We start from the raw sequence: 25,912 nt of genomic DNA, 5'->3' as shown, positions 1-25,912 counted from the left end.
CCTTTCCGGCTACCATGCCGCCTGCTTTCACCTGACCGCCCCCCCTCCGCAATGCCCGCCGCTTCACCCGAATCCCCCGTACGCGCCGTCATCGCCGCCGTTCACCTGCCCAGCGTCACCGACCTGGAGTTCCACGCCTCCCTCATGGAGCTGCGCGAGCTCGCCAAGACGCTCGGCCTGCAGGTGGTGGAAACCTTTGTGCAGAAGCGCGGCAGTTTCGACACCACCGGCTACATGGGCGTCGGCAAGCGGACGGAAATCCGTGAATACATCGAGAGCCAGGCGCTCGGCGAGGACGAAGCGCCCGACCCGCAGGCAGGCCGTGGTGGCGACATCGAGGTGGTGCTGGTGGACCACGAGATCTCGCCCACCCAGTTGCGCAAGCTGGAAATCGAGACAAACACCGAGGTGATGGACCGCACCATGGTCATCCTCGAGATCTTCCACCGCAACGCGCGCACGCCCGCGGCAAAGGCGCAGGTGGAGATCGCGCGGCTGGGCTACATGGCGCCGCGCCTGCGCGAGGCCGCCAAGGCCGCCGGCCCGCAAGGCCGCCAGCGCAGCGGCGTGGGGGGCCGTGGTTCGGGTGAATCCGCCACCGAGCTGGACCGTCGCAAGATCCGCGATCGCATCGCCGAGTTGCAGGAAGAGATCGACGCGATGAACGCCACGCGCGAGACCCAGCGCTCGCGCCGTACGCAACGCCAGGGCCAGGGTCTGAACAGCGTCGCGCTGGTGGGCTACACCAACGCCGGCAAGTCCACGCTGATGCGTGCGCTGACCGGCAGCGAGGTACTGGTCGCCAACAAGCTGTTCGCCACCCTGGACACCACCGTGCGCGTGCTGCATCCGGAAAGCGTGCCGCGGGTGCTGGTCAGCGACACCGTGGGCTTCATCAAGAACCTGCCCCACGGTCTCGTCACCTCGTTCAAGTCCACGCTGGACGAGGCGCTGGACGCCGCCCTGCTGCTGCACGTCATCGACGCCAGCGACCCGGGCTTCGAGCGCCAGCGCGAAGTCACCGACAAGGTGCTGGAGGAAATCGACGCGCATGAAATCCCGCGCATCCGCGTATTCAACAAGATCGACCAGGTGGGCGACGCCGAGGCGCAGGCCGCGCGCGAGGCGGAGCTGAAGGCCCAGTACCCGGACTGCGTGGTGATGAGCGCACGCCGCCCCGAAGACGTGGCGCGCATGCACCAGGCCATCGTCGCCTTCTTCCAGCGCGATCTGGTGGAGGCCGAACTGTTCCTGCCCTGGTCAGCGCAGCAACTGCGCAAGGATATCTACGCCACCTGCCAGGTGCTGGCGGAGAGCGCGGACGAGAACGGCGCCACCTTCAAGGTGCGCGGCGAACCAGACGCCATCGACAAGCTGCGCGCGCTGGCCGACCCGGACACCACGCCGCCGAAGAACGACGAGCCCTGGTGAGCCGGCAGGTGCAACCGGCCCCGTCCGTGCAGGCTCAACACCCCTGCCACTGCGACCGCAGCAGGCGCTTGAAGCGCTTGCCGGCGTCGTCCCACACCCAGTAGTACGCGAACTGGTTGTTGTAGTGCGGCGAGAAGGCGATGTTCACGGCCGGCTCGCCGTCGAGCATGCCCACCTGCACGCGGAAGCCGCTGCCATCCAGCCGGTCGGCCAGCAACAGCGTCTGCGTCTTGCCGCGGAAGCTCACTTTCACCGTCACCGGCCCCTCCCAGGAGGTGTTCGCCGAGGACCACGTCTCGTCCTTCCCCATCTGCGCCACCGGCAGGTAGTCGATGGCGAAGCGCAGCCTGTCGGCACCCAGCGCGAGCTGACGGTCGAACAGCGGCTTAGGCAGCCCGCCCTGCTCCGCCTCCTCCACCGCCTTGCTCCAGCCCTCTTCGGAGATCGTGAAGGCCGCCTGACCGAATTTGCCGTCCGGGCGCGGCCTTGGCTGCGCCGTGTGGCTGGCCAGCTCCGCGTACTCCTCGATGCCGGATTCGAAGTAGGTGTGCGCAAGATCGGGGTCCAGCGTCGCGAAGCCGATGGCGTCAGCGATCTTCAACACGTACTCGACCTGGCCGGTGATGCGGGTGCGCTTCACCAGCAGGTCCAGCCCGCCTGCACCCGCACTTCCGCGCAGGCTCCCCAGCCACAGCAGTTCCTGACGTTCGAACACCATGCCGTGGGCGGGCGGCAGCAACACCACGCGCTCCCCCGTTGCGGTGCGGGCCACCAGCGACAGCGACCCGGACAGCATCGCGCCGTCCTTCCTGCGCACGGATTCCGTGGCCACCGTCCAGCGCTTGCCCGCCACTGTCACGTCGCCTGACCAGCGGTCGTGCAGCAACACGGGCTGCGTCAGCGCGGAGGGATGGACGCCGACCCGGACGACCGGCGCAGCTGCGTCGTAACCCTCGACGCGAAACGCGAACAAGGCCGTCTGCGGCATCGCCAACGCCGACGGCGTGCGCGGCACGATCCTCCTGGCTTCCGGCGAAGGACTGGCCGTGGTGTTGCGCTCTTCGACGATCCAGTCAGGCTTCCTCGACGTGGTGACCGCATCGAGCACGAGGTCCGTGCCGCGCATCGTCACCGCCAGCCAGGGTTTGCGCTCGCTCACGACCGGCGCACCACCGGTTGCCAGCGCGCCCAGGTCTTCACCCGGCAGGCTCATGGGGATGACGATCGATTGCGCCGACACGGCTGCGCTGCACAGCAGGGCCAGGCCAGACACCCACACGCTGCGCAGATTCATGCCGAATGCCTTCATGCCCGATGCCCCATGCCAGCCACCCCTCGTCGAGAACGTCGAATCGCGTGCTGCCAGGTCACGCCAGCGATCCGCACGCAGGAATACTAACGGCGAGTACGGCGATGGATGCAACACCACCGGGCGGACGAGATCCGGCGCACGCCGGGCTGCCTCAGGTCCGCAGCGAAGCGAGTCCCCGGCCGAAGGCCTGGACCTGCCGGTTGAAACGCGCGCGCAGGCAGATGTCGCGGCGGAACACCAGCAGGCACCACAACAACGCAACGAGGCCGATCGCGCTGGCCACGTAGCCGATGTCGCCCATGCCGAGGCGGACGCTCACCTGGCTGCCGAGCAAGGCGCCGCCACCGATGCCGATGTTGTAGATGCCGGAGAACAGCGACATCGCGAGGTCGGTGGCGTCCGGCGCCGCCTCCAGCACCTTGGCCTGCAGGCCGATGCCGATCACCATGATGGACATGCCCCACACCAGGCCGAGCGCCACCAGCGTGGGCTGTGTGCCGGCAGCCAGCACGAGGGCCAGCGTGCTCAGCGTCAGCACCATGACGGCCGGCGTGATCAGCAGGCTGGGCTGGCGACCGCCCCAGCGGCTGAACACCAGGCTGCCCAGCACCCCTGCCCCGCCGAGTACCAGCAGGAACATCGTGACCGTACCGCCGGACAGGCCGATGACGTCCTGCAGGAAGGGCTCGATGTAGCTGTAGGCGGTGAAGTGAGCGGTGACGATCACCGCCGTCAGCACGTACAGGCGCGTGAGCGCCGTACGCCGCAGCAGGCGCGGCAACATTTCCAGCGAACCGGCATGCTGGCTCGGCAGTTTCGGCAGCAGGCGCAGCAGCGCGAACAGCGTCAGCACCGCCAGCACCGCGATGGCGAGGAAGGTGATGCGCCAGCCCAGGTGTTGCCCGAGCACACGCCCCATCGGCACGCCCACCACCATCGCCAGCACCGAGCCGGTGGACAGCAGGCTGAGCGCCTGTGCGCGCTTGCCGGCCGGTGCGATGCGCACCGCCAGTGACACCGTGATGGACCAGAACACCGCGTGCGCCAACGCCACGCCGAGGCGCGAGATCATCAGCACGGTGAAGTTCCAGGCCACGCCGGACAGCAGGTGGCTCGCGATGAAGAGGATGAACGTGCCGGCCAGCAGCTTCTTGCGCTCGATGTCGCGGGTCAGCAGCATCACCGGCAGCGAGGCCAGCGTGACCACCCAGGCGTAGATGGTGATCATCAGGCCGGTGCGTGCGGTCTGCATGCCGAAGCTGGCCGCAATGTCGCTCAGCAGACCGACCGGGACGAATTCGGTGGTGTTGAAGATGAAGGCCGCCAGCGCCAGCACGATGACCCGCCACCAGGCGTTGCCGGTGTCCTGCGGGGTCGGGGGAAGCGTCGGGACGGGTGCGACGGGGTCTGCGGAAGAAGGTGCTGCGTGCATCGGTACAAATCGGGCGGGGGGTTCCGCCCGCGTCGGAGCGAAACGCCAGCCGCTCCGCCTGCTCACCTCCGCCACACGGCAACAGCCGGTGCTGCTCACGATGCCGCCGCAGGATCAGCTCGTACAGCCGGCGGCACCGCAGGTGAGGGGTGATTTTAAGTGCCGCGCTGCGGGCACACTTTCAAAGATTGTTATGCGGACATAAAACCTTTTCAGCGACGGCGCCGGGAACGCCCGACACCGACACCTGTCGTTGCTGGCGCGCCCTGCGAACGTCCGGCAAACGCGCCGCAGGAATCAGGGCGCCTCGAAACGCCAGCGCACCGTCAGCTTGCCCTTGAGCCCGGCGCGATCGGTCACCTCGCTGACCTGTTCGCCGGACTGCTTGCGCCAGTCCCCCTTCAGCTTCACCGTGAGGGTGTCGCCGGTAAAGCTCCAGGGCGACACCACCTGGCTGCGGCCGCTCTCCCTGGCCTGCTCCGGGTGGTCGGTCTGGATCGTCTGCTCCACCATCAGCGCATTGAGCGGCATGGGCAGGATCATCGTCAGCGTGCCGCCGTTGTGGCTCACCTCGGCAAGCGAGGCCGTGCCCTTTCCGGCGGGTGCCTGCGGCAAGGCGGCCTCGGCCACGCGTTGCTCCTCGCGCTTGCAGCGCTTGTTCGGCCTGTCGTGGCAGATCGGGTCCGCAGTCAGGATCGTCACGTTCTCCCTGATGCGGAAGCTGCCTTGCTGGCTCACGCCCTCGAAGAGCTGCACGCTGCCCTCGGGCAGCTTCGATATCTCCGCGATGTTGCGACCCGCCGCCTTCTCATCGGCACTCAGCCCGCCCTTGGCGTTGATGCTGGCGCCCAGCTTCATGCTCTCGCGCTCGACGCAGGCGTCGTCGTCGCCACAGCGCGCCATGATCTGCTCGGCCGCCTGCATCATCGGCTGCATCTGCTGCTGGGTCTTCGCCGCGAGTGCCTGCTTGCGCTGCGTGTCGGCCGCGATGGCCGGGTCCTTCGGCCCCAGTGCGGGATACGGCGAGGCAGCACGCGACTTCAGCGTCGTCACGATGCTGGCGTTGCGCTGGACATTCCACTCGACGGTGTCCAGCTGGCCGGCCTTGCGACCCCTGGACTCGAAGCTGTACTCGACGCTGATGCGTGCCGGGCTGTTGGCCGGCAGCGCCCCGCTGGCTTGCGCATGTGCCGACAACCCCAGGCACAGCGACGCAACAGCCGGGAGACACAGGCGCGACACGCGGAACGGGTGGGACGGGTGAGACGAAGCGGGTACTGCAGATTGCAGGGAATCCATACGGCCTCCTCGGACCAGGCAGGCGCCCGTCGGATCGCGCGCCGAAGCCGGAGACTGTATGCAGGCGCGCGCACCGCCAGAAGTGTCTTTAGTCATGGCCGGCACGTCACTGCGGAACGTACCGACGGCCTCCCCCCAAAAGCACCACAGCCTGCCACGCCGGACGCAGTACCCTGACCCAGCCCCCCGGCTCAGTATCCTGAATGCACCGTCGCGTCGACGATGCGGAAGAAGCCGTCTTCCTCGATGATCTTCAGCGTGCCGGTCATCTCGTGCACCGGCAGGCCATGCGGTGTGCGCACGCTGATCAGTTCGTACTCGGTCCAGCCGCGGATCGCTTCACGCGGCACGCTCTTCGGGATGTCCATCCGCACGTTGCCATCCGAATCCTTCACCGCCGAGCTGTCACCGTTGATCACCTGGATCACCTGCACGCGGTCGAAGTAGTCGAAGCGGCCGTACTCCTTTTCCAGGTTGGCGATGCGGGTCAGCAGGGTATCCAGCGTCTGGCCCTTCACGGCCCGCGCCGAGAACAGGCCGGCAATGCGCACGTGCTGGCCGGTGACGAGGTCGAAAGCGAACTGGTGCGTGAAGGCACGCAGGCGCTCCGCCAGCAGCGTGGCGCCTGCCTGCTCGCCCACGATGCGCAGGTCGTTGCGCCGCTTCAGGCCGACCCACACATAGCCCGGCACGACCTCCTGGATGTCCTGCTCGTCGATGCGGTCCGCCACCGTGCCGGCGATCACACCCTCCTTCGCCGCGATACCGAGGAAGCGCAGGGTGTAGCCGGCGGGTGCCTTGAACGGCGCGTCCTCGTTCCACGACGCCTCCGCGCCGTCCGGGCCGATCAGCGCGAACAGGTACTCGTTCCACAGGAAGTTCAGGCGTTCCATCACCGCGCCCTGGCTGACCTTGCCACCCTTGCCGGCGAAGATCGCCAGCACCTCGTCGAACGGCAGGGTCCTGCGCTCGATCAAGGCGTCGAGCAGTGGCCTGATTTCCTTCGGTCCGGTTGCCAAGTGGGCCTCCATGCCATGGGGGTGCAGCCGCGGGAGGCGGCCTGGGAGCGCCAGTTTAGCCAGAGCCCGATACGCCTCCCCGTGCCGTCCATCAGGGCCGGGCATCGGGCTGCGTGGCGGTCAGCCCGCATAGCCGCCGTCACATGTCCGTGGCATGCTGCCACCCCTGCCCCGCGCACGACGCGCCACGCAGCTCATCGAAGGGGATGCCATGACGGAACCGACGACCCACGCCTCCGCCACGCCGAAATATGGCAGTGCGCTTGCCGCGCTGACGGTGCTGTTCTTCATGTGGGGGCTGATCACCTCGCTGAACGACATCCTCATCCCGCACCTGAAGGCGGTGTTCACGCTGAGCTACTTCCAGGCCATGCTGGTGCAGTTCAGTTTCTTCATGGCCTACTTCGTGATGTCGCTGCCCGCCGGCTTCATCGTCGAGCGCGTGGGCTACAAGGCCGGCATCATCATCGGCCTGCTGATCGCCGCCGCGGGCTGCCTGCTGTTCTACCCGGCGGCCGGCCACAAGATCTACGCGCTGTTCCTCACCGCGCTGTTCGTGCTGGCCAGCGGCATCGCCTTCCTGCAGGTGGCAGCCAATCCCTTCGTCACCGCACTCGGCGCACCGGAAACGGCGTCCAGCCGCCTCAACCTGACGCAGGCCTTCAACTCGCTGGGCACCACCATCGGCCCGGTGTTCGGCGCGGCCTTCATCCTTGCCGTGGCGGTCAAGAGCGCGCCGGAACTGCAGGCCCTGTCCCCACAGGACCTCGCCACCTACAACCAGGCCCAGGTGGCGTCGGTGCAGACGCCCTACCTCGTGCTGGCCGCCGTGCTCGGCGCCATCGCACTGTTCATCGGTCTGTTCCGCCTGCCGCATGTCGAGCCCGGCAGCGATGACGCCAACCACGACGACCTGCCGGACCGCCACAGCATGTGGCGCTACCCCCACCTCGTGCTCGGCGCGCTGGGCATCTTCGCCTACGTGGGCGCGGAGGTCTCCATCGGCAGCCTGCTGGTCAGCGTGATGGAGCAACCCACCATCGCCGGCCTGAGCGCGGAAACCGCCGGCCGCTACCTGTCGATCTACTGGGGACTGGCGATGATCGGCCGCTTCATCGGCAGCGCGCTGATGCGCAGCATCCGTCCGGCCCGCCTGCTCACCTTCAACGCCTTCGCCAACATCGCGCTGCTGGCTTTCGCCATCGTCGTGCAGGGCAAGGCCGCCATGTGGGCGCTGCTGTCCATCGGCCTGTTCAACTCCATCATGTTCCCGACCATCTTCTCGCTGGCGCTGGCCCGCCTGGGCAAGTACACCAGCGAGGGCTCCGGCCTGCTGTGCATGGCCATCGTGGGCGGTGCGCTGGTGCCGCTGCTGCAGGGCTGGGGCGCGGACACCATCGGGCTGATGCTGTCCTTCGTGGTGCCGGTGGCGTGCTACCTGTACATCGCGTACTACGCCGTGGCGGGGTATCAACCGCGCTGAGCGACCCTAGCGGCGGACGGGCAGACGCGCGGCCCGGCGTGCAAACGCGCCCAGCCACTCAGCACGCCAGCGATTGATCGTCCTGGCGCCGTGATGCGGCCCCTCCGCCAGCGCCGGGTCGGGGTCATCGACCCACCAGTGCGGCAAATCGGCCGCTGTCTCATCGACACGGGACGGAGCGGGAAGGCAGGAAGTGAAGCCGCCGGTCAATCCGTCGAGCGCGGACGCGTCGCTGACGATCACATAGTTCCAGGCCTTGACCTCCTTCGGCACGAAGCGGAAGTGCCAGGCGCCATCGGCCGCCGCAAACCCCGGGAACAGTTGTCCATCCACACTCAGGCTGGCAGCGGTGGCCATGACTACGCTTTCCGCGGGCCGCAGGCAGATTTCGAGCATGCCAAACACCTCGACGACATCCTCCTGGGTCGTCAGGCGGCGAAACACATGATGGGGACGCGGCCAGGCGCGCACGAAAGTGCCGCCGCCCTTGCTGTCCACCGTCGGATCCTCCGGTTGCGGGCCAAGCAGGTAGGCCACCGACGGCGTGTCCCCCATCTTGAATTCGGCGTCTCCGTAACGGCAGAAGAATTCCCCCATCGCACCACGGCCTTTGAGGCGGTGCTGGATGAAGGTACGCCCATCGCATTCGCCGGACTGGTCACCGCCGACGAACCAGCCACGATAGCTTGCGTTGTTCTCGATGATGAACAGCGCACGATGATGATCGGCAATGTACTGGTACGCGGAGGTTGCCCACTTCTTGTTGGGACCGCCGATGTAGTACACCCGCAGCTTCGGCAGGATGTCCGGCGCATCGTGCAACGCTTGCGCCAGATCGTCGATACCACCCCAGATCAGCACCCACAGCGGGCGCGGATCATCACGGCGCGCGCAACGTACGATCCATTCGGAGCCCTCTGTGGCTGCATCGAACCCCGAGGGCGGGGCCGAATCCAGCCGGCCCTGCTTGCTGAGGGCACGCAGGCTGTCCGGCGACGGATAGTCCGACGAATGACCGCGCAGGCTGGCGTAGTCCTGCGCGTAGCAATCGATCACTTTCAGGATCTCCTGCTTCCGGTTGCGCATCTCGCCCCAGGGCGAGGAGATCAGCCCCTCGATGTCCAGCACGTCGGCAAACAGCAACAGATGCACGAGTGACTGGTAGTCGTCGAAATCCGTCCCGCCGATGTCGGTGCTGACGATCACGCGGGGGCGCTCCCCGCAAGGATGTGCAAGCTGTCGCGTATCCATGTCACAGCGTAACGCGGTCCTGGCCGGGTGTGTCGTTCCTGTCACCTGTCATTCATCCACATCAGCAAGCGGCTGGTGCCGGGAACCTCTGGTCACCCTCGGCCGCCACCGTACGCGTCAGCCCTCTGCACGCGGTGCGGGCAGGCGCAGCAGCAGGCGCACCGGCTCCAGCAGCGCGATGCCCAGCAACACGCCAGTCACACGCTGGAAGCCGACCTCCATGTGCGCGCCGGCATAGCTGTCCGGCACCAGCACGACCAGCACCGCCAGCACGAACTGCGTGCCGATGTAGTCGATGCCGTGGCGGCCATTCTCGATGTGACGGCCAGCCATCACCGCCACCACGACGAACAGGGTCAGCGCCAGCGGTGACGGTCCCGCCACCAGCAGCGCCGCGGTGGCGAACAGCACACCCGCCACGCAACCGACGAAACGATGCACCAGCTTCACCCGCGTGCGGTTGTCCCCCACGGTGTGCAGCGGAATGGCCATGACCACGGCAATCGTGATGCTGGCCTGCGCCAGCGCCTGCAGCCCGAACAGCCACCACACCAGCGGGATCAGCGCCATGGCGACGGCCCCCTGCACGGCGTGCATGAAGGCGACCGGATGCCACAGCGTCAGCTTCTTGGCCCACCACTCGTATTCCATGCTGAAGCCACGCTGGCCCAGCACATGGCGTCGCACCGTCAGCGTGGACAGGGCGCTGACGATGACGCAGGCGGCCGTGCCGGCTGCCACCTCCACGAAGCGGGTCCATGCAAACACCTCGATCGGCTCGGCCGGATGCTGCAAGCCATCGACGATCACCATCGCGAAGGTGAGCCCCATGAACAGCCAGGCGTAGCCACGCGGGCTCACCATCATCAGGTAGAAGGTAACGAAAACGACGACCAGCAGCGCAAGGCTGCTGGCCCACCACGTGCCCGGCAGCACGCCCGACAGGTACCAGGCCAGCGCGGCGCCCGCCGCGGTGCCGATCACCCGCAGGGCGCCGCGCTTGAAGCTGTTCCACACGTGCGCGCGCATCACCATGTACGCGCTGAACGCCGCCCAGCCGACATGCCGCACGTCCAGCGCATGCGCGAACGCCACCGCCAGCAGCACCGACAGCACGCATTCCAGTTCGTCGACCAGACGATGGCCGCGGACAGGCCAGGACTTCAGGTCGTGCACCACGCGATGGAAGGTACTCCGGAGATCGGACAACAGCGGACGGTGGCTCATGCGCGAACAAGCAGGAAGACGGAGTTACGCATACCGCGGCGGCAGCCACACAAGTGACGGAAGCCGTCGGCATGCTGCCGGCAAGCGTAGCACCAGCCACCCAGGTGTGTTCCGTAACAGGCCGATCACCCACCCCGGCGCAATCACGCACCGACCGGCGCATCCAATCTCCGGACACGGGGTTGCCTTGTGACAGGGAGTCCCGCGAAGCTGCCCGCAGGGTTATCGACCTCCGGGCAGATCACCGGCTGGAAGTGGCCACGCCACTTAACCTGCCGCCTCCGCAGGATTGCAATGCGCCGGGGAAAACCCTTCCGGCCGCTGCGCGCGTCACTGCTTCTGACAGCCCGACCCCATCCGATGACACACACCTTTCCACACGACTGCGCGACGCGGCACGGTATCGCGCAGCGCCTTGCCAGCGCGACGAGCCCTTCCACATGACACAAGCCCACGCCTACCACGTCGTGGTGCATGCGCTCGAAGCGCGCGCGGGCTGGAAGCCGGTCAGCCGCTTCGCCTCGATGGTGACCCACGTCATCAATGGCCACCTTCCCTACGAGCGCTACCACGCCGCCGGCATTGCGCGACGTCGCGACGGCATGACCGAAGGCATGGTCGGCCGCACCGTCAGCGAGTGGCTGGACGAGGACGCCAACCCCGGCCGGCAGATCCTGTCCGGCCTCACCAGCGCGGGCAATGCCGTCGCCGCCTTCAACGCCTACCTGCAGGCGGCGCCGCTGGGCGTGCGCACCACGCTGTCATTCGCCCGGAAACGGGCCGACGCGCCCGGCCTGTCCATGCAGCGCAGCCTGGGCGCCGTCACGAGCGATCCTGCGCTGTGCCGGATCGCCGTGCTCACCGCGTTCGAACATGCGCTGGACAAGGTGCGGCTGAATGCGGCGCGCCCCGCCCGCCCGCCGATCCGCCACCTGTCGCACGTCGCACTGGACATGGGCGTCGCCAGCCTCGCGTCGGCCGAACTCGCAACGGTGTTCGAGCAGGAAGGCAGCATCACGATTTCCGCCGCAGCGCGTCACCTCGGCTGTCATCAGCGCACGCTGGAACGCCGGCTGCGCGAAGAAGGACTCACCGCGGAGACAGTCCGGCAGGCCGCGCGCCTGCTCGACGCCACGGCGCGCCTGCGCTCCGCCGCGTCGCTCACCACGGTGGCGGCCGAGGCCGGCTATGCCGATCTCGCGCACATGTCGCGCGCATTCCGCCTGTCCTGCGGCCAGCCACCCAGCCTGCTGCGCGCAGCCGCACGCGGACTGCTGGTGCCCGAAGCCATCGACGCCTGAACACGGGCCCGGCCACGCCGAGCCGGGCGATTGCGACCCGCACGATCCATCACGGCGCCACCACGACAGCACCCCCGTCTGCCGCCGGTCAGCGTGTCGCATGGATTCAAGCCCGGCCAGTGCGGCGCTGCTAAGGTCCGCCGCGCGCCGGCACAAGACGGCTGTCCCTGACGGACACGCACCAGCGCGCAATGCCGGGAGCAGCCGCAACAGGCAACGTGCGGCCTGCTCCGTCCACGCCTGGCGTGGTGACGACCCCTGCCACCCAGGCCTACCCCACCGGAATACACAGATGAAGAAACCACTACTGGCAGCACTGCTCCTGGCGTCGATGCACGCCCAGGCGCAGACCAACATCTCCACCATCCCCACGCTGAAGCTGTTCGAGAACGCCTACAGCGGCGGCGTCTCCACGCAGTTCTACGGCGAGATGCACATTCCCGAACCGATGGCGTACCACGTGTCCGGCGGAAACGGCGGGAAGTCCTTCGACTTCTCGCTGGGCTGGGGTCACGACACGCTGGCCGAAGCGCAGCAGGAAGCGCGCTACCTGCAGTCCACGATCGACCAGCTGGCTCCGGTAGGTGAGCGACGCGCCTCCACCGCCCAGGTATCGGAAGGCTACTGTGCAATCCTCACCGACGCCCTTTACTTCGGCGGTCGCTGGAACGTCCTCGGCCCGGGCACCCATCATCTGCCGACCTACACCTACGCCCGACCTTTCGCGTCCTCGGCCACCGGGTCGTTCAACGACGCCGCGCGTTCGGTGGCGATCTACAAGATGATCGGCTCCGGCTGCAAGCCGGAGGAAGACATCCCGATGTTGCTGGACGCAAACCGGCGCATGTACCCGCTGGTGCCGAAGGACGGCAAGCGCGACCAGGCGGAGCATGGCGAGTTGCTTGCGAACAATGCGGTGTATGTCGCCTCGCGCTATGCAAAGCACTACCGCATCGGCTCCGACAGCCTGGGCTACATGGTCACCCTGGGCGGCGGTTTCTCGATGAGCGCCCGCACACTGACGGTGCCACAGTGCTACCAAGTCGGACTGACCTACAACAACGCCACGACCACGGGCTCGTCGCATGCCTCGTTTCCGCCCGGGACCTACACGCTGGCCAACCATGGCATGACGAATGGCGTCGTCATGGCAACCGTGCAACGCAGCCCCGGTTGCAGCCAGGCTCCCCGGCCCGCACCGGTCAAGGTGACGACGACGGACATCTGCATCCACCCCAACGGCGGCAGCGCCACGCCGGGTAACGGCACCCTGGCGATCTATCACAGCGGCTGCAAGAACGAACCCCGCCTGAGCTTCAGCTTCACCGTCGGTGGCAGCCTGCGCCAGGCATCCAGTGGCCTATGCCTGCACCCGGCGGGCGGCAGCGCCACGCCGGCGCTGAATACACCGCTCGTCTTCCACAGCGGTTGCGATGAAGCACGCCTGCGCTTCGAGCTGACCGCTGCCGGTTTGCTGCGCCACGTCAGCAGCGGCCTGTGCGCGATCCCCGAGGGCCTGAACGACAGCAATATCCTGCGCAATCCGGGGAATGCCACACGGGTCGTCCTGAGCACCTGTCCGGCCAGCATCATCGGATCGCACCTGTTCCGCAGCCGCCTCAACGGCACGCTTCCCTACCACCTTGGCCAGGAAGGTTACGACGTCTCCTACGGCTTGCCGAACTGAGTATCGGTGCCTTGCGGCGGTTGCGCAGCACGCGCAACCGCCTTTTTTTGTTTCAGGCCGAAGCACCCGTCTGCAGCGGGTAGCCCGCTTCGCGCCAGGCCTTCATGCCACCATCCAGCGCCACCGCGCTGGCAAAGCCCATCTCGCGCAGCGTGGCGGTGGCCAGCGTGGACACCTTGCCGACTTCGCAGCAGACCAGGATGCGTTGCGTCGGGTCCGGCAACTCCTGATTCACGCGCAGCTCCAGTTGCCCACGTGGCAGCAGGCGTGCGCCGGGCACGTGACCGGCCTCGTAGGCATCGCGTTCACGCACATCCAGCACCACCAGCGCATTGCCCACCTGGTCCAGGCTCGCGCGCAGGCTCTCCAACGACATGAAGGGCACGCTCTCCGCGGCCTCGTCGAGCATCTGCGCCACCGACTTGCCACCGCTCATGTTCACGCGCAGCGCCTCGGTGATGTGGGTGGGCATCGACAGGTTCAGCGTGTTCATCATCTCGACGAAGGCCGCCTCGTCGCGCACCTGCAGGCGCGGGTTGCTGGCGATCTCCTCGCCCAGGGTGCTGTGCTTGCGCCCCTTGTAGTCATGCGCCGGAAAGACCATCAGCGCCGGGTCCAGCTTCAGCAGGCGGTTGAACAGGCTGTCGTACAGTGAATGCGGGTCGCCGGTGGGCAGGTCAGTGCGGCCGGAGCCACCGATCAGCAGGGTGTCGCCGGTGAACACGCGGTCCTCCACGCGCAGGCACATGGAGTCGCTGGTGTGGCCCGGCGTGTGCAGCGCCTCGATGCGCATCTTGCCCAGCATCAGCATCTCACCGTCGCCCAGGCGCAGGTCGGCGTACGGCGCCGGGCTGCTGCGGAACATCACGACAGGCGCCTGCAGGCGTTCCGCCAGCTTGCGCGCGCCGGAAAAGTGGTCGGCGTGCGTATGGGTGTCGATCAGGTAGCGGATATGCAGGCCGTCGCGCGCGGCCAGCGCGAGGTACTGGTCGAGCTGGCTGATCTCCGGGTCGATCAGCGCGGCGGAACGGGTTTCCGCGCAGCCCATCAGGTAGGACTGGCAACCACCGGTGGCAATCTGTTCGAAGATCATGGTCGTTCCCCCAGGCTTCATCCACGTCGGACCGGCTGTCCGCGACGCCGCTTCCCGCATGCCGGCAGTATGCCGGCCACGCAGCCCGGCCGGAAGCCGCCGGAACGATGGCGTTCTCCGGTGCTGCACCCATCCCGCTTTTTTTGCACAGGTTTGACCCCGATCTGCGGCCCGGTTCGTTCACCGGACAGGCACACCCCTTTCTGCGTGCCCCGACAAGCTTCAACCAGCTTCACAACGAACCCCGATCTCCCGTCACGACACGAGGCCCTCATGCACACACCACTCCCCATCCACCGCCCTGCCCTCCTTCCGCTCGCTGCCGCCCTGCTGGCCCTTAGCGTGAACGTCACGGCGGCCGACCCGAGCCCCGGTGAGCGACGCAGCACGCTGGAGGACCAGCGCGCGGTCGCGGTCACCGTCTACAACGAGAACCTGGCGCTGGTGAAGGAAACCCGCCGCATCCCGCTGGACGCCGGCGTGAACCGCCTGGCCCTGCGGGATGTCAGCGCCATGATGCGCCCCGAGACGGCGCTGCTGCGCAGCCTGTCCCACGCCGGGAGCTTCAGCCTGCTGGAGCAGAACTTCGACTTCGACCTCCTCACGCCCGCCAAGCTGCTGGAGAAATCCGTGGGTCGCAGCGTGCGCATCGTGCGCACCCACCCGAGCACCGGCGCCGAGACCATCGAGACTGCGGAGGTGCTGTCGGCTGCCAACGGTGTGGTGCTGAAGATCGGCGACCGCATCGAGACCGGCATTCCCGGCCGCATCGTGTTCGACCAGGTGCCGGCCAGCCTGCGCGACCGCCCCACCCTTGTCTCGCAACTGCAGAGCCGCCAGGCCGGCGTGCAGGACGTCGAGCTGTCCTATCTCACCGGCGGCCTCTCGTGGAAGGCGGATTACGTCGCCGAGCTGAACGCGGACGACAGCAGGCTGGACCTCAACGGCTGGGTCACGCTGAACAACCAGAGCGGCACCACCTACAAGGACGCGCGGCTGCAACTTGTCGCCGGTGACGTCAACCGCGTGCGCGACGAGATGCACCAGCGCCGCGACATGGTGGCCGTGGCGATGGCCCCGATGGCGGAGGCCAAAGCGATGACGCAGGAAAGCCTGTTCGAGTACCACCTGTACGGCCTGCAGCGGCCCACCACGCTGGCCGACAGGCAGATCAAACAGGTGGCGCTGCTTGGCGCCGCCAACGTGCCCGCGCGCAAGGAGCTGCTGCTCGACGGCAGCGGGCACTACTACACCGCGTCGGTCGGCGAGATCGGCAGGAAGATCAAGGTCGGCGTGTTCGTCGACTTTGCCAACCGCGAGAGCGCGGGCCTGGGCATGCCGCTGCCCAAGGGTGTCGTGCGTGTATACAAGCGCGACAGCGCCGGCAACGCACAATTCGTCGGCGAGGACCGCATCGATCACACGCCGAAGAACGACAGCGTGCGCCTCAAACTCGGCGAGGCCTTCGACGTCACCGCCGACAAGAAACAGACCGACTTCCGCTCGTTGGGCCGTAGCGAAGGCGTGTACCGCAGCGAGAGCGCATACGAGGTGGTGCTGCACAACGCCAAGGCCGAGCCGGTCACCGTCACCGTGCGCGAACCGGTGCCCGGCGAATGGCGCATGACGGAGCAATCCCACCCGCACGAGAAAGTGGCGGCCGGCACAGCGCAGTGGAAGATCAGTGTGCCCGCCAACGGCAGCACCACGCTGAAATACCGCGTGGCCGTACGCATGTGATTTGCAGGTGCGGCGCAAAGACACACCAAAGCAAGGACGCACCAAAGCAAAACGCCCGGGCTCAGCCCGGGCGTTTCCTGTACTGCCCTGCCGGGTCGCGTTGCGGCGTGCTACCCCACACTCCGCAACGACGATCTCCGGCAGTGATGGATCAGAAGCTCCAGATCAGTAGTTCCAGTTTTCCTGCACGCGGTTCACCGGCGACGGATCGACGCCGTTACCCGGGGCGATGCCGGTCTTCTTGGTGCCGCCCAGCTTGTCCACCGCGTAGATGTCGGTGTAGTTCACGTTGCAGGTCGGGGTGTTCCACTCGGCGCCGATGCTGCTCGACGAACCCGAACCCTTCTCGACACCCTTGTAGGTCGAGCAGACTTCGATCTCGCCGTTCCAGCGCAGCAGGTACACATTGCGCAGCGTGGCCTTGTCGGCCGGGTAGCCCAGCGAGTACGAGCTGTTCACACCCACGATGGTCTGGTGGTTGTGGATGCGCGAGTTCTCGATGATGACGGTGCGCGGGCCCACGTTGTTGGTGCAGTCACCGCACGAGCGGTAGAACTTGCCACCCTTGGTCTTCCAGTTGTCCGCCACGAAGCGGGTGATGTGGAAGGTGCCGCGGCCGTTGTGCTGGAAGGTCTTGTCGGTGCCCAGGAAGGCACCGCCGCAATCCACGCGCATCGTTGTGCCGGGGCCGCCCTTGGCGGTCGCAGCGTCTTCACCGATGTCTTCCCACCACACGTTGGACACCGTGCAGTTGCCCGTGCAATGCACGCCGTCGGCGGCCAGGTTGCCGATCACGACGTTGCGCAGCGTGGCACCTTCTTCCAGCAGGAACACCGGCGGCTGGCCTTCGCCTTGGCCACCGTCGCTGAGGTTGAAGCGCTGGCCACCACCATCGTAGGTCTGGCCGGCGGGCACGGTGATGCTGGCCGTCAGCGGCACGGTGTTGCTCGGCGTCGCGTAGGCCGGGCAGCCGGGCCATGCGCCCACCGTCACGTTGCCGCTACCGCCGGACGAGGTGGAGCTCGACGAGCTGCTGGAACTGGAGGACGACGAACTGGAGCTGCTCGATGAGGAGCTGCTCGACGACGAGCTGGACGAGCTGCTGGAGCCCGTACCGCTGGAGCTGGAGCTGCTTGAGGTGCTGCTGGAGCTCGACGAGCCGGAAGAGCTGGAGGAACCGGAAGGCACCGAGCACTCGTTGTTACCGCCCGAAACCTTGGTGCCGGCGCCGAAGGTCACTTCGCCGCAGACGAAGCTGCCGGTCAGCACCTTGAAGGTGAACTTGTCAGCGCGGCCATACGCCACGTTGGTGGCAGCGGACACCGAACAGGTCTTGCCCTCGGTACAGAGGGTGGTGTAGCCGGACGGCCGGTTGGCGGCCCAGGCGCTCGCAGTCAGGCCCACCGCAAACACGGCGAGCGCAATCTTCTTTGCGTTCAATTTTTGTCTCCTTGGTCTTGTTGGTGCGCGCTCCGGCGTGCGGAGCGGCAACATCCGCCACCCGTTGTCTGACGGATTGACGAGATGTCAGGCTTACATTGGTCGAGCCCCCGGCCCGAGTCAAGGCGCAGTGCAACGAAGTGTGTCGACGATTGCCACGGACCGAGAAGAATGTCTCTTCGAGCGCAGCCACGACAGACGCGCGACGACATCCGTCGATCCCGCCACAGCCGCGCCAGCCAATGATTCAGCGCCCGGTCCGGGCTCGAGAACCTGGCCCCGCCGGTCCCCAGCGTCACGGTCGCGACGGCAACATAGTCCGGGTTCCTGCGACTGTACGGCGTAGCGTTCAGCTCACCTGGAAGCGATTCACCTCGCGCGCCAGTTCGTCGGCCATGCGGTCCAGCGCCTGCGCCGTTTCCGCGGCCTGGCGCACCTCGGCCAGCGACGCTTCGGCCATGCGCGCGATGTTCTCCACATTGCGCGCCACCTCCTCGTTGGCGGTGTTCTGCTCGCGCAGCGCGGCGCCGATCTCGCCGACCGAGCCCAGCACCTCGTCGGCGCTGTGGCGGATCACGACCATGCGCTGCCCGGTGTCGCGGGCCATGGTCACGCCGTCCTGCACCTGGGCCACACCGCCCTGCATGGCGCTCACCGCCGCGTCGGTGCCGGTGCGGATCGCCTCCACGGTCTGCACGATCTGTTGTGCGGTCTGCGCGGAACGCTCCGCCAGCTTGCGCACCTCGTCGGCCACCACCGAGAAGCCCCGGCCGTGCTCGCCGGCACGCGCCGCTTCGATCGCCGCATTCAGCGCCAGCAGGTTGGTCTGGTCCGCGATCTCGCGGATCGCGCCCACCATCTGGTCGATCTCCCGCGAGCGCTCGCCCAGCGCGTGCACCGACTGCGCACAGCCGCCGATCACCTCGGCCATCCGCTGGATGCCGCCGGACACCTCCTCCACCTGGCGTGCGCCCTCGTCGGCATTCGTACGCGCCGTCATCGAGTCACTCTCGGTCTGCGCGGCATGCCGCGAAATCTCGCCGACGCTGACCGCCATCTCCTCCACGGCCGCCGCCATCGCGGCGGCGGAGTCGCTCTGCCGCTGCGCCTGGCCGCTCACCGAAGCGGCCAGCGCCGTCAGGTGGCCCGCTGCCTCGCGCAGGCGAGCCGCGTCGGTGATGACGGTCTTCATCACCTGCTCCATCTGCTCGCTCATTTCGTTGAAGTGAGTCGCCATTTCGCCCAGCTCGTCGCGGGAATCCACCACGATGCGATGGCGCAGCTCACCCTGCCCCAGCATGCGCGTGCCGGCGATCAGGCGGTCGAGCGAGATGCGCAGGCTGCGATGCAGCGCCAGCAAGCCCACCACGAGCAGCAGGGACGCCCCGCCGCCGAGCAGGGCGGTCAGCATGAGACGTTGCGTGGTGGCGCGCTCGCGGGCTGCCAGTGCCTCGCGGATGCCGGGCAGCAAGGTGCCGCGCGTGCCCTCCACCAGGCCGCCGATGGCTTGCGTGAAGCGCGCGAAGTAATCCGCCGGGCTCACACCGAAGCGACCCGCCACCACTTCGTCGCGGGCCAGCGCCACCGCGCTCGCGGTACGTGCCTCGGTCTGCTCCACGAAGGCGGCGAAGCCCTCGTGTTCCGCATGCTGCCCCGCCCGCATCAAGGCCTGGCGCATGTCGGCCCAAGCCAGGTTCAGCTCGCCGAGCACCTCCGACATCGCGGCGCGCTGGGCGTCGCCGATCGCCTCCTGCGCCAGGATCGCATTGCCCATGCCGCGCAGCTTGCCCAGTCGCTCCGACAACTGCGGCATGTCCTCGATCACCGCCACGATGGCGTAGTAGGTGCTCGCGTCCGGGTCCAGCGCCAGCCCGCTGCGGTCACCCAGATGGCTGATGGTCTCGATGAGGCCGTTGATCAGCACCGTGTGCGCCTTGAAGTTCTCCGCACCGGTCAGGTTCATTCCGCCCTGGCGCAGGCTGTTCCACTCGGTGCGCAGCTTGAGCACTTGCTGAGCGAGGCCCCAGGCAGGGTCCGCGCCCGCCGCCATCCGCTCCAGCTCGGCAAAAGCAGCCTCGGCATCTGCCGTGCGTGCCGGCAGCGCGGCCTTCATGGCGGCGTCTCCCGCCAGCGCGCCCGCCGAGGTGCCGCGATGTTGCTGCAGCAGGATCAAGGTATCCAGCGCCGGCGCAAAGACCTCCAGCCCCGCCTGCTCGCTGCGGGTCACTTCGCGCAGGGCCAGTTCGCCCCGCACCGTCCAGCCCACCAGCAGCACCAGCACGGCCAGCGCACAACCGCCGACGACCGCGAACTTCACATTCCAGGACCAGCGCGACAGCAGCCGCACGACAGGGGCAAGCAGGTATTTCATGGCAGGGCTCCGTCCGGCTTCGTTGCCGGCATCTACATGCCTGCAATGACGATGCGATGACATCCGCACTTGATACCCGGCCCGGCCTGTCTGAGCGAAATCTGACGCCGCTCAAGTTTGCCGCCCACAGCCCGGGTACCCGCTGAATGAGCCGGAAAACAGCCATTGCGGGAACTTCCGGCCAGAGTGGTCTGCCGGGATGTGAACGCTCAACCGGTCTCGACGCGCAGCCCAGGCAAGGCGCCATGCAACGAAGTGTGTCGCGGCGAGCTGGACAGGCCCTGGCCCGCTGCACGCCTGCGCGCCAGGAGCCTGGCCCCAACATCAATGCCGGCGGGACAGCCTGCGGATCACGAGCAAGCCGATGCCCGCCAAGGCGAAGCCCACGCCGACGTCACGCTGTACGCCCGGCGCAGTCATGCGCGAGGCCTCCAGGAACGTGGTGGGCGACTCCGGCAGATAGATCACGTCCACGTAGCGGCGGGTACTTGCACCGGACATGTCCGCGGCCTGGCTCTCCGTCAGGCCCAAGGTGTCCCGCACCTCACGACCGTCGTCGGTGGAGAAGGCAATGATCGCCTTGTAGCTGCGGGTGCGCCGGCGCTCCTCCCGCTCGATCTTGAGGATCTCCGCCCGCGCCGTCTTGCCGTGCTCCCTCAATCTGTCGGCACGCTGACCCGTGTAGAGGATGAAGGCACCGCCCGCGACAAGGCAGTACGCAAACAGGCTGCTGCGCAGAAGCTTGAACATGGGTGGCCCCTCCGACCCGTCCGGAACCGGTCTGAACGCCGGAATGTGGGTGGAGTATGGCAAGCGACTGCCGCCCTGCAATCGTGCAGCGCACCACCTTCCAGCGAAGGCACGGCGGCAGTCGATGAAGCGCCAGTCAATGAGCGGCCGTCGGGAGAATGCCATCCGGATCGACCCGATGCCGTCCGCGCCTTGCGTCCACGCGCCTGCCACAATCGCGGATGCCGCACATACGGATGCTATAAACCTACGCTCGTACCCTCACCGGCCGTGCTGCACCGCTGGCCACACGAAGGAGAAAGCCATGCAACGCAAGATCGGCGTGCTGCGGACAACGGTCGTCGGGGGCATCCTGTTCCTCGCGCCACTGGTGGCGACGGTCTTCATCGTCGAGAAGGCACTGGGCCTCGCCAGCAAGCTCCTGCAACCCATCCTCGGGCACTTCCCGCACAAGCTTCTCGGCTTCGTGGCGGTGTCCGATCTGCTGGCGATCGTCCTGCTCGTCGTCATCTGCTTCATCGCCGGTCTGCTGGCGCGCACGGTGCTCGCCAGACGCCTGATATCCACCATCGAACAGCGGCTGCTGTCCAACCTCCCCGGCTACGAATTCTTCAAGGGGCTGGGAGAGAGCATCCTCGGCGCGGACGGCGCAGCGAACCGCCAGCCGGTGATGGTGCGCTTCGACGACTGCCATCAGCTCGGCTTCCTGATGGAACACCTGGACGACGGCACTTGCGTGGTGTTCCTGCCCGGCGCCCCAATCCGTATTCCGGTGGCGTGTTCTACTTCAGCGCCGATCGCGTGCAGCCGGTCCAGGCACCACCGCAGGCCGCGCTAAAGTGCCTCAAGCGCCTGGGCATCGGCTCGGCACAACTGCAGCGGGGCGAACCCGTGCCAACGGAATGAACCCTCGGCGCTCACGGCAGTCGGAGCGTATCCATCGCGCGGGGAAGCGGTACGTGTCGCACATCGCGCGTACCATCGCCGCTCAGCCTCACTCCGCATCAACCCCGCATCAACCTCGCATCACCTCAGGAGAACCCACATGAAATCCCGCGCCGCCGTCGCCTTTGCCGCAGGCCAGCCCCTGCAGATCGTCGAGATCGACGTCGCCCCGCCGAAGAAGGGCGAAGTGCTCATCAAGATCACTCACACCGGCGTGTGCCACACGGATGCCTTCACCCTTTCCGGCGACGACCCCGAGGGTCTCTTCCCGGTGGTGCTGGGCCACGAAGGCGCGGGCGTGGTGGTGGAAGTCGGCGAAGGCGTCACCAGCGTGAAGCCGGGCGACCACGTCATTCCGCTGTACACCGCCGAATGCGGCGAGTGCCTGTTCTGCAAGTCGGGCAAGACCAACCTGTGCGTGTCGGTACGCGCCACCCAGGGCAAGGGCGTGATGCCCGACGGCACCAGCCGCTTCTCGTACAACGGCCAGCCGCTGTACCACTACATGGGCTGCTCCACCTTCAGCGAGTACACCGTGGTGGCGGAAGTCTCGCTGGCGAAGATCAACCCGGATGCCAACTCGGAGCACGTGTGCCTGCTGGGCTGCGGCGTCACCACCGGCATCGGCGCCGTGCACAACACCGCCAAGGTGCAGGCCGGTGATTCGGTGGCCGTGTTCGGCCTCGGCGGCATCGGCCTCGCGGTCATCCAGGGCGCGCGCCAGGCAAAGGCCGGCCGCATCATCGCCATCGACACCAACCCGTCCAAGTTCGAACTGGCAAAGCAGTTCGGCGCCACCGACTGCGTGAACCCGAAGGACCACGAAAAGCCCATCCAGCAGGTCATCGTCGAGATGACCGGCTGGGGCGTGGATCACAGCTTCGAGTGCATCGGCAACGTGAACGTCATGCGCGCCGCGCTGGAATGCGCGCACCGCGGCTGGGGCCAGTCGGTCATCATCGGCGTGGCCGGCGCGGGGCAGGAAATCTCCACCCGCCCCTTCCAGCTGGTCACCGGCCGCAAATGGATGGGCACCGCCTTCGGCGGCGTGAAGGGCCGCTCCCAACTGCCGGGCATGGTGGAAGACGCGATGAAAGGCGACATCGAACTCGCGCCCTTCGTCACCCACACCATGGGTCTGGATGCGATCAACGAAGCCTTCGACCTGATGCATGAAGGCAAGTCGATCCGCTCCGTCATCCGCTACTAGGAGCCCTCAGAGAAACAATGCTGGCGTCGTTGCGGCCGCTTGCCGTACCAGTCGTACTGTCTGCGCGGCCGCGCCTCGCCAGCACCGTTCCGCTTCGCTCCACTTTGTTTCTCTGAGCGCTCTCCATCCAGCAAGAACACAACCAGACAATCAGGCGCAGCGCTAGCGCTCACGGCAATAGCGCAGACCAAGCAAGGAAAACACCACATGGAACGCATCGAACACCGCGCCTGCGCCGGCGGCTGGCAGGACGTGTACCGCCACGAATCCACCGTGCTCGGCTGCACGATGAACTTCGCCATATACCTGCCACCGCAGGCGGCGGAGAAAGACGCAAGGCTGCCGGTGCTGTACTGGCTGTCCGGCCTCACCTGCACCGAGCAGAACTTCATCACCAAGGCTGGCGCGCAGCGCTACGCGGCGGAACACGGCGTCATCGTCGTCGCACCCGACGCCAGCCCGCGCGGTGACACGGTGGCAGATGCCGACGGCTACGACCTCGGCAAGGGCGCCGGCTTCTACCTCAACGCCACGCAGCCGCCCTGGGCGCAGCACTACCGCATGCACGACTACGTGGTGCAGGAGCTGCCCGCGCTGATCGAAGCCAGCTTCCCCGCCAGCGATGCCCGCGGCATCTCCGGCCACTCCATGGGCGGTCACGGTGCGCTGGTGCTCGCGCTGCGCAACCCCGGCCGCTACCGCAGCGTGTCTGCCTTCTCGCCCATCGTCGCCCCCACGCAGGTGCCCTGGGGCGAAAAGGCCTTAGGCGCCTACCTGGGCGCTGACCGCGCAAGCTGGAAAGACTGGGACGCCTGCGAACTCATCGCCAGCGCGAAGGAAAAACTGCCACTGCTGGTCGACCAGGGCGACGCCGACGAATTCCTCGCCACCCAGTTGCAACCGCAACGCCTGCAGGCCGCCGCGCAAGCCGCCGGCCACCCTCTCACCCTGCGCATGCAGCCCGGCTACGACCACAGCTACTACTTCATCGCCAGCTTCATCGGCGAACACATCGCGCACCACGCGCAAGCGCTGCGCGACTGACGATGCCGGCAGGGGGCCGGAAACCGTGCCCCCCTGTTCGCGGCATGAACGGATTGCGGCGCCTCAGTCCTGGGCCTGCGTCAGGCTCAGTTCCACCGTGAAGCACGATCCGGCGCCGGGCCGGCTGCGCACGCTGATGCGCCCTTCCATCTGTTCGACCAGTCGCTTGCAGAGCGCCAGGCCCAGGCCGCTGCCACCGCGCTGCATGCGCTGGTGATCGAGGAACTGCGCGAAGGGTTCGAACAGTTGGCGCTGGTCTGCCTCGGCGATACCCACGCCGGTGTCTTCCACCTCCAGCTTCACCGCGCACAAGCCCGCCCCCTGCCCTTTGGCGACGAGGCGCACGGTGATCTGACCCGCGTCGGTGAACTTGACCGCGTTGCCGACGAGGTTGTCGAGGATCTGGCGCCAGGCATGGGGGTCGATCCACACCCGCGCGGTCGAAGCACCGGAAGTGTCCGCGATCAACTGCAACTGACGCGTGCGGGCCGTGTCGTCATGGCTGGCGATGACGCGCGCCAGCGCCGCGCCCAGCTCGACGGGTTCAGGGGCGAGCAGGTGCGTGCCGCTCGCCAGCCGGGTGAGTTCCCGCAGGTCATCCAGCAACGCCAGCACACTGGCGGTCGCCTCGCGCGCGGCCTCCAGCGGCGCATGCGATCCGGCAGGCACTTGCGCCAGCGCCAGGTCGAGCATGGCTGCCACGTTGTGCAAGGGTGGCCTGATCTTGCTGCCCACCGTGGCAAGGAACACCCCCCTCGCCCGGTCCGCGGCTTCCAGCCGCGCATTGCTGTCACGCAGCTCGGCAAGCAACACGTCGCGGTCGGTCAGGTCGGACGCGCCCATGATGTAGCCGCGATAGCGTCCGTCGGCATCCACATACGGGTGGCTCCAGTAGCGCACCGTCCGCATGCGGCCGTGCACATCGACGACCTCTACATGCTCGTAGGGCACGCCGCTGGCGGATGCCTCCGCCATTCTCCGCGAGGCGTCCACGACATCCCTGACGCTCCCGGGCCCGGTTCCTTCCGACAAGGGCTTGCCCAGGACATCGTCCAGCGTGACGCCAAGGTCCCCCAGGTAGCGACGGTTGCAGGTCGTCATGCGCCCTGCCGGATCGCGCACGCAGATCGCATACGGCAGGGCATCGAGAATCCTGCGCAGCAGCGCCAGCTCCTGCTGCTGAGCCGGGTCGCCCGCTGCCGGAGAGTCGTCCCCGCTGCCTTCCACCAGGCCATGGTGACGCGCAATGTCGATCATCTCGATTAGCGAACCGACGTTCAGCTTCTCCTTGAGCCGGATCTTGTAGGTACTGATCGTCTTGTCACTGAGAGCCAGCTGGTCGGCAATCGCGACATTGCTCATCCCGCGCGCCACCATCTGCAGCACCATCAGCTCGCGACTGGACAAGGCGCGCAACGCAGCGTCATGCCCCCCATGCCCCTTATGCGCGTGCGTCGTGCCGGACGGCGCAAGGAGTCCGGCCGGAAAGTGGCTGTGCCCGTTCAGCACGGCATGCACGGCCACCTTCAGGGCCTCCGGCCCCTCCTGCTTGCTGACGAAACCGACGGCACCCGCCGCCAGGCAACGCTGCGCGAAATAGTCGGTCTGCTGCGCGGTGAATACCAGCACGCGCGGCGCGGGGCTCATGGCCGCCAGGCGCTGCAGGACGGCAAGCCCGCCCAGGCGTGGAACGGCGATATCGAGGATGAGCAGGTCCAGCTCGTGCGTGCGTGCCAGCTGCACGGCGTCGATGCCGTTGTCCGCCTCCGCCACCACCTCATGGCCCTCGGCTTCCAGCACCAGATGCAGCGCGTGGCGGGCAATCGGCTGTTCGTCGACGATCGCGATGCGACTTCCCTTCATGTCCGCCCCGCTGC

The 25,912-nt window shown here is 67.3% G+C and carries 19 protein-coding genes; 8 read left to right on the top strand and 11 right to left on the bottom strand.

All coding sequences use genetic code 11. The annotated features are described in order from the left end of the window. The first annotated feature begins 51 nt into the window (after window positions 1-51). A complete protein-coding gene (gene hflX / locus VVD47_RS19460; RefSeq protein ID WP_327605187.1) occupies window positions 52-1,431 on the top strand; it encodes a GTPase HflX in 1,380 nt (459 codons plus the stop codon). A gap of 34 nt (window positions 1,432-1,465) precedes the next feature. Here hflX and VVD47_RS19455 read toward each other — a convergent pair whose 3' ends face one another. The 4 genes from VVD47_RS19455 to VVD47_RS19440 form a co-directional block, all read right to left on the bottom strand. Beyond that, a complete protein-coding gene (locus tag VVD47_RS19455) occupies window positions 1,466-2,725 on the bottom strand; it encodes a hypothetical protein (RefSeq protein WP_327605186.1) in 1,260 nt (419 codons plus the stop codon). Window positions 2,726-2,894: 169 nt separating this feature from the next. Then, window positions 2,895-4,175 carry a sugar transporter gene (locus VVD47_RS19450; protein WP_327605185.1) on the bottom strand — a complete coding sequence of 427 codons (1,281 nt, stop codon included), beginning with the start codon at window positions 4,173-4,175 and terminating at the stop codon, window positions 2,895-2,897. Between the two features lie 297 nt (window positions 4,176-4,472). Further along, complete coding sequence (locus tag VVD47_RS19445; protein WP_327605184.1) at window positions 4,473-5,474, bottom strand: hypothetical protein; 1,002 nt, start codon at window positions 5,472-5,474, stop codon at window positions 4,473-4,475. Window positions 5,475-5,665: 191 nt separating this feature from the next. Further along, window positions 5,666-6,493 (bottom strand): hypothetical protein, encoded by an 828-nt coding sequence (locus VVD47_RS19440; RefSeq protein ID WP_327605183.1) that lies wholly within the window; start codon window positions 6,491-6,493, stop codon window positions 5,666-5,668. 154 nt (window positions 6,494-6,647) lie between these two features. Between VVD47_RS19440 and fucP the strand changes: the two genes are divergently transcribed. After that, window positions 6,648-7,976 carry an L-fucose:H+ symporter permease gene (gene fucP, locus VVD47_RS19435; RefSeq protein WP_327605182.1) on the top strand — a complete coding sequence of 443 codons (1,329 nt, stop codon included), beginning with the start codon at window positions 6,648-6,650 and terminating at the stop codon, window positions 7,974-7,976. Window positions 7,977-7,982: 6 nt separating this feature from the next. Here the strand turns inward: fucP and VVD47_RS19430 are convergent, their stop codons facing one another. After that, a complete protein-coding gene (locus VVD47_RS19430) occupies window positions 7,983-9,182 on the bottom strand; it encodes a nucleoside hydrolase-like domain-containing protein (protein ID WP_327605181.1) in 1,200 nt (399 codons plus the stop codon). 162 nt (window positions 9,183-9,344) lie between these two features. Beyond that, on the bottom strand, window positions 9,345-10,454 hold the full coding sequence (locus VVD47_RS19425; RefSeq protein WP_327605180.1) for an FUSC family protein: 1,110 nt from the start codon (window positions 10,452-10,454) through the stop codon (window positions 9,345-9,347). 440 nt (window positions 10,455-10,894) lie between these two features. On the opposite strand from VVD47_RS19425, the gene VVD47_RS19420 reads away from it, so the two are divergent. Beyond that, the gene (locus VVD47_RS19420; protein ID WP_327605179.1) at window positions 10,895-11,755 is read left to right on the top strand and encodes a helix-turn-helix transcriptional regulator; all 861 of its coding nucleotides are present in this window, start codon (window positions 10,895-10,897) and stop codon (window positions 11,753-11,755) included. Between the two features lie 292 nt (window positions 11,756-12,047). Beyond that, window positions 12,048-13,442 (top strand): RICIN domain-containing protein, encoded by a 1,395-nt coding sequence (locus tag VVD47_RS19415; protein WP_327605178.1) that lies wholly within the window; start codon window positions 12,048-12,050, stop codon window positions 13,440-13,442. A 52-nt stretch (window positions 13,443-13,494) separates the two neighbouring features. On the opposite strand, the gene VVD47_RS19410 is transcribed toward VVD47_RS19415, so the two are convergent. Beyond that, entirely contained in the window at window positions 13,495-14,535 is a 1,041-nt protein-coding gene (locus tag VVD47_RS19410; RefSeq protein ID WP_327605177.1) for an MBL fold metallo-hydrolase, read from the bottom strand. A 273-nt stretch (window positions 14,536-14,808) separates the two neighbouring features. On the opposite strand from VVD47_RS19410, the gene VVD47_RS19405 reads away from it, so the two are divergent. Continuing rightward, the gene (locus VVD47_RS19405) at window positions 14,809-16,275 is read left to right on the top strand and encodes a DUF4139 domain-containing protein (protein ID WP_327605176.1); all 1,467 of its coding nucleotides are present in this window, start codon (window positions 14,809-14,811) and stop codon (window positions 16,273-16,275) included. 165 nt (window positions 16,276-16,440) lie between these two features. Here VVD47_RS19405 and VVD47_RS19400 read toward each other — a convergent pair whose 3' ends face one another. From VVD47_RS19400 to VVD47_RS19390, 3 genes are all read right to left on the bottom strand, one after another. Then, entirely contained in the window at window positions 16,441-17,715 is a 1,275-nt protein-coding gene (locus VVD47_RS19400; protein WP_327605175.1) for a pectate lyase, read from the bottom strand. A 349-nt stretch (window positions 17,716-18,064) separates the two neighbouring features. Beyond that, the gene (locus tag VVD47_RS19395; RefSeq protein WP_327605174.1) at window positions 18,065-20,086 is read right to left on the bottom strand and encodes a methyl-accepting chemotaxis protein; all 2,022 of its coding nucleotides are present in this window, start codon (window positions 20,084-20,086) and stop codon (window positions 18,065-18,067) included. Between the two features lie 324 nt (window positions 20,087-20,410). Further along, window positions 20,411-20,836: a DUF3592 domain-containing protein gene (locus tag VVD47_RS19390; protein WP_327605173.1), complete on the bottom strand. Its 426-nt coding sequence runs from the start codon at window positions 20,834-20,836 to the stop codon at window positions 20,411-20,413. Window positions 20,837-21,140: 304 nt separating this feature from the next. Between VVD47_RS19390 and VVD47_RS19385 the strand changes: the two genes are divergently transcribed. The 3 genes from VVD47_RS19385 (at window position 21,141) to fghA (ending at window position 24,035) form a co-directional block, all read left to right on the top strand. Next, window positions 21,141-21,674: a DUF502 domain-containing protein gene (locus VVD47_RS19385; RefSeq protein WP_327605172.1), complete on the top strand. Its 534-nt coding sequence runs from the start codon at window positions 21,141-21,143 to the stop codon at window positions 21,672-21,674. Window positions 21,675-21,881: 207 nt separating this feature from the next. Next, window positions 21,882-22,991, top strand: coding sequence for an S-(hydroxymethyl)glutathione dehydrogenase/class III alcohol dehydrogenase (locus VVD47_RS19380; RefSeq protein ID WP_327605171.1), 1,110 nt, complete (start codon window positions 21,882-21,884; stop codon window positions 22,989-22,991). Between the two features lie 207 nt (window positions 22,992-23,198). Next, window positions 23,199-24,035 carry an S-formylglutathione hydrolase gene (fghA, locus tag VVD47_RS19375; protein WP_327605170.1) on the top strand — a complete coding sequence of 279 codons (837 nt, stop codon included), beginning with the start codon at window positions 23,199-23,201 and terminating at the stop codon, window positions 24,033-24,035. 63 nt (window positions 24,036-24,098) lie between these two features. Here fghA and VVD47_RS19370 read toward each other — a convergent pair whose 3' ends face one another. Beyond that, the gene (locus VVD47_RS19370) at window positions 24,099-25,898 is read right to left on the bottom strand and encodes an ATP-binding protein (protein ID WP_327605169.1); all 1,800 of its coding nucleotides are present in this window, start codon (window positions 25,896-25,898) and stop codon (window positions 24,099-24,101) included. Window positions 25,899-25,912: the final 14 nt, after the last annotated feature.

The sequence above is a fragment of the Uliginosibacterium sp. H1 genome, from assembly GCF_036017065.1.
Lineage (GTDB): Bacteria > Pseudomonadota > Gammaproteobacteria > Burkholderiales > Rhodocyclaceae > Uliginosibacterium.
The sequence above is the reverse complement of the archived record's forward strand: the minus strand, read 5'-3'. Positions and strand labels throughout refer to the sequence as shown.

What these genes read in the sequence shown, in the direction of transcription:
- VVD47_RS19380 (WP_327605171.1), top strand. Translation starts at nt 21,882, where the DNA reads ATGAAATCCCGCGCCGCCGTCGCCTTTGCCGCAGGCCAGCCCCTGCAG.
- fucP (WP_327605182.1), top strand. Translation starts at nt 6,648, where the DNA reads ATGCTGCCACCCCTGCCCCGCGCACGACGCGCCACGCAGCTCATCGAA.
- VVD47_RS19420 (WP_327605179.1), top strand. Translation starts at nt 10,895, where the DNA reads ATGACACAAGCCCACGCCTACCACGTCGTGGTGCATGCGCTCGAAGCG.
- VVD47_RS19395 (WP_327605174.1), bottom strand. Translation starts at nt 20,086, where the DNA reads ATGAAATACCTGCTTGCCCCTGTCGTGCGGCTGCTGTCGCGCTGGTCC.
- VVD47_RS19385 (WP_327605172.1), top strand. Translation starts at nt 21,141, where the DNA reads ATGCAACGCAAGATCGGCGTGCTGCGGACAACGGTCGTCGGGGGCATC.
- VVD47_RS19425 (WP_327605180.1), bottom strand. Translation starts at nt 10,454, where the DNA reads ATGAGCCACCGTCCGCTGTTGTCCGATCTCCGGAGTACCTTCCATCGC.
- VVD47_RS19445 (WP_327605184.1), bottom strand. Translation starts at nt 5,474, where the DNA reads ATGGATTCCCTGCAATCTGCAGTACCCGCTTCGTCTCACCCGTCCCAC.
- VVD47_RS19390 (WP_327605173.1), bottom strand. Translation starts at nt 20,836, where the DNA reads ATGTTCAAGCTTCTGCGCAGCAGCCTGTTTGCGTACTGCCTTGTCGCG.
- VVD47_RS19410 (WP_327605177.1), bottom strand. Translation starts at nt 14,535, where the DNA reads ATGATCTTCGAACAGATTGCCACCGGTGGTTGCCAGTCCTACCTGATG.
- hflX (WP_327605187.1), top strand. Translation starts at nt 52, where the DNA reads ATGCCCGCCGCTTCACCCGAATCCCCCGTACGCGCCGTCATCGCCGCC.
- VVD47_RS19455 (WP_327605186.1), bottom strand. Translation starts at nt 2,725, where the DNA reads ATGAATCTGCGCAGCGTGTGGGTGTCTGGCCTGGCCCTGCTGTGCAGC.
- fghA (WP_327605170.1), top strand. Translation starts at nt 23,199, where the DNA reads ATGGAACGCATCGAACACCGCGCCTGCGCCGGCGGCTGGCAGGACGTG.
- VVD47_RS19415 (WP_327605178.1), top strand. Translation starts at nt 12,048, where the DNA reads ATGAAGAAACCACTACTGGCAGCACTGCTCCTGGCGTCGATGCACGCC.
- VVD47_RS19370 (WP_327605169.1), bottom strand. Translation starts at nt 25,898, where the DNA reads ATGAAGGGAAGTCGCATCGCGATCGTCGACGAACAGCCGATTGCCCGC.
- VVD47_RS19450 (WP_327605185.1), bottom strand. Translation starts at nt 4,175, where the DNA reads ATGCACGCAGCACCTTCTTCCGCAGACCCCGTCGCACCCGTCCCGACG.
- VVD47_RS19405 (WP_327605176.1), top strand. Translation starts at nt 14,809, where the DNA reads ATGCACACACCACTCCCCATCCACCGCCCTGCCCTCCTTCCGCTCGCT.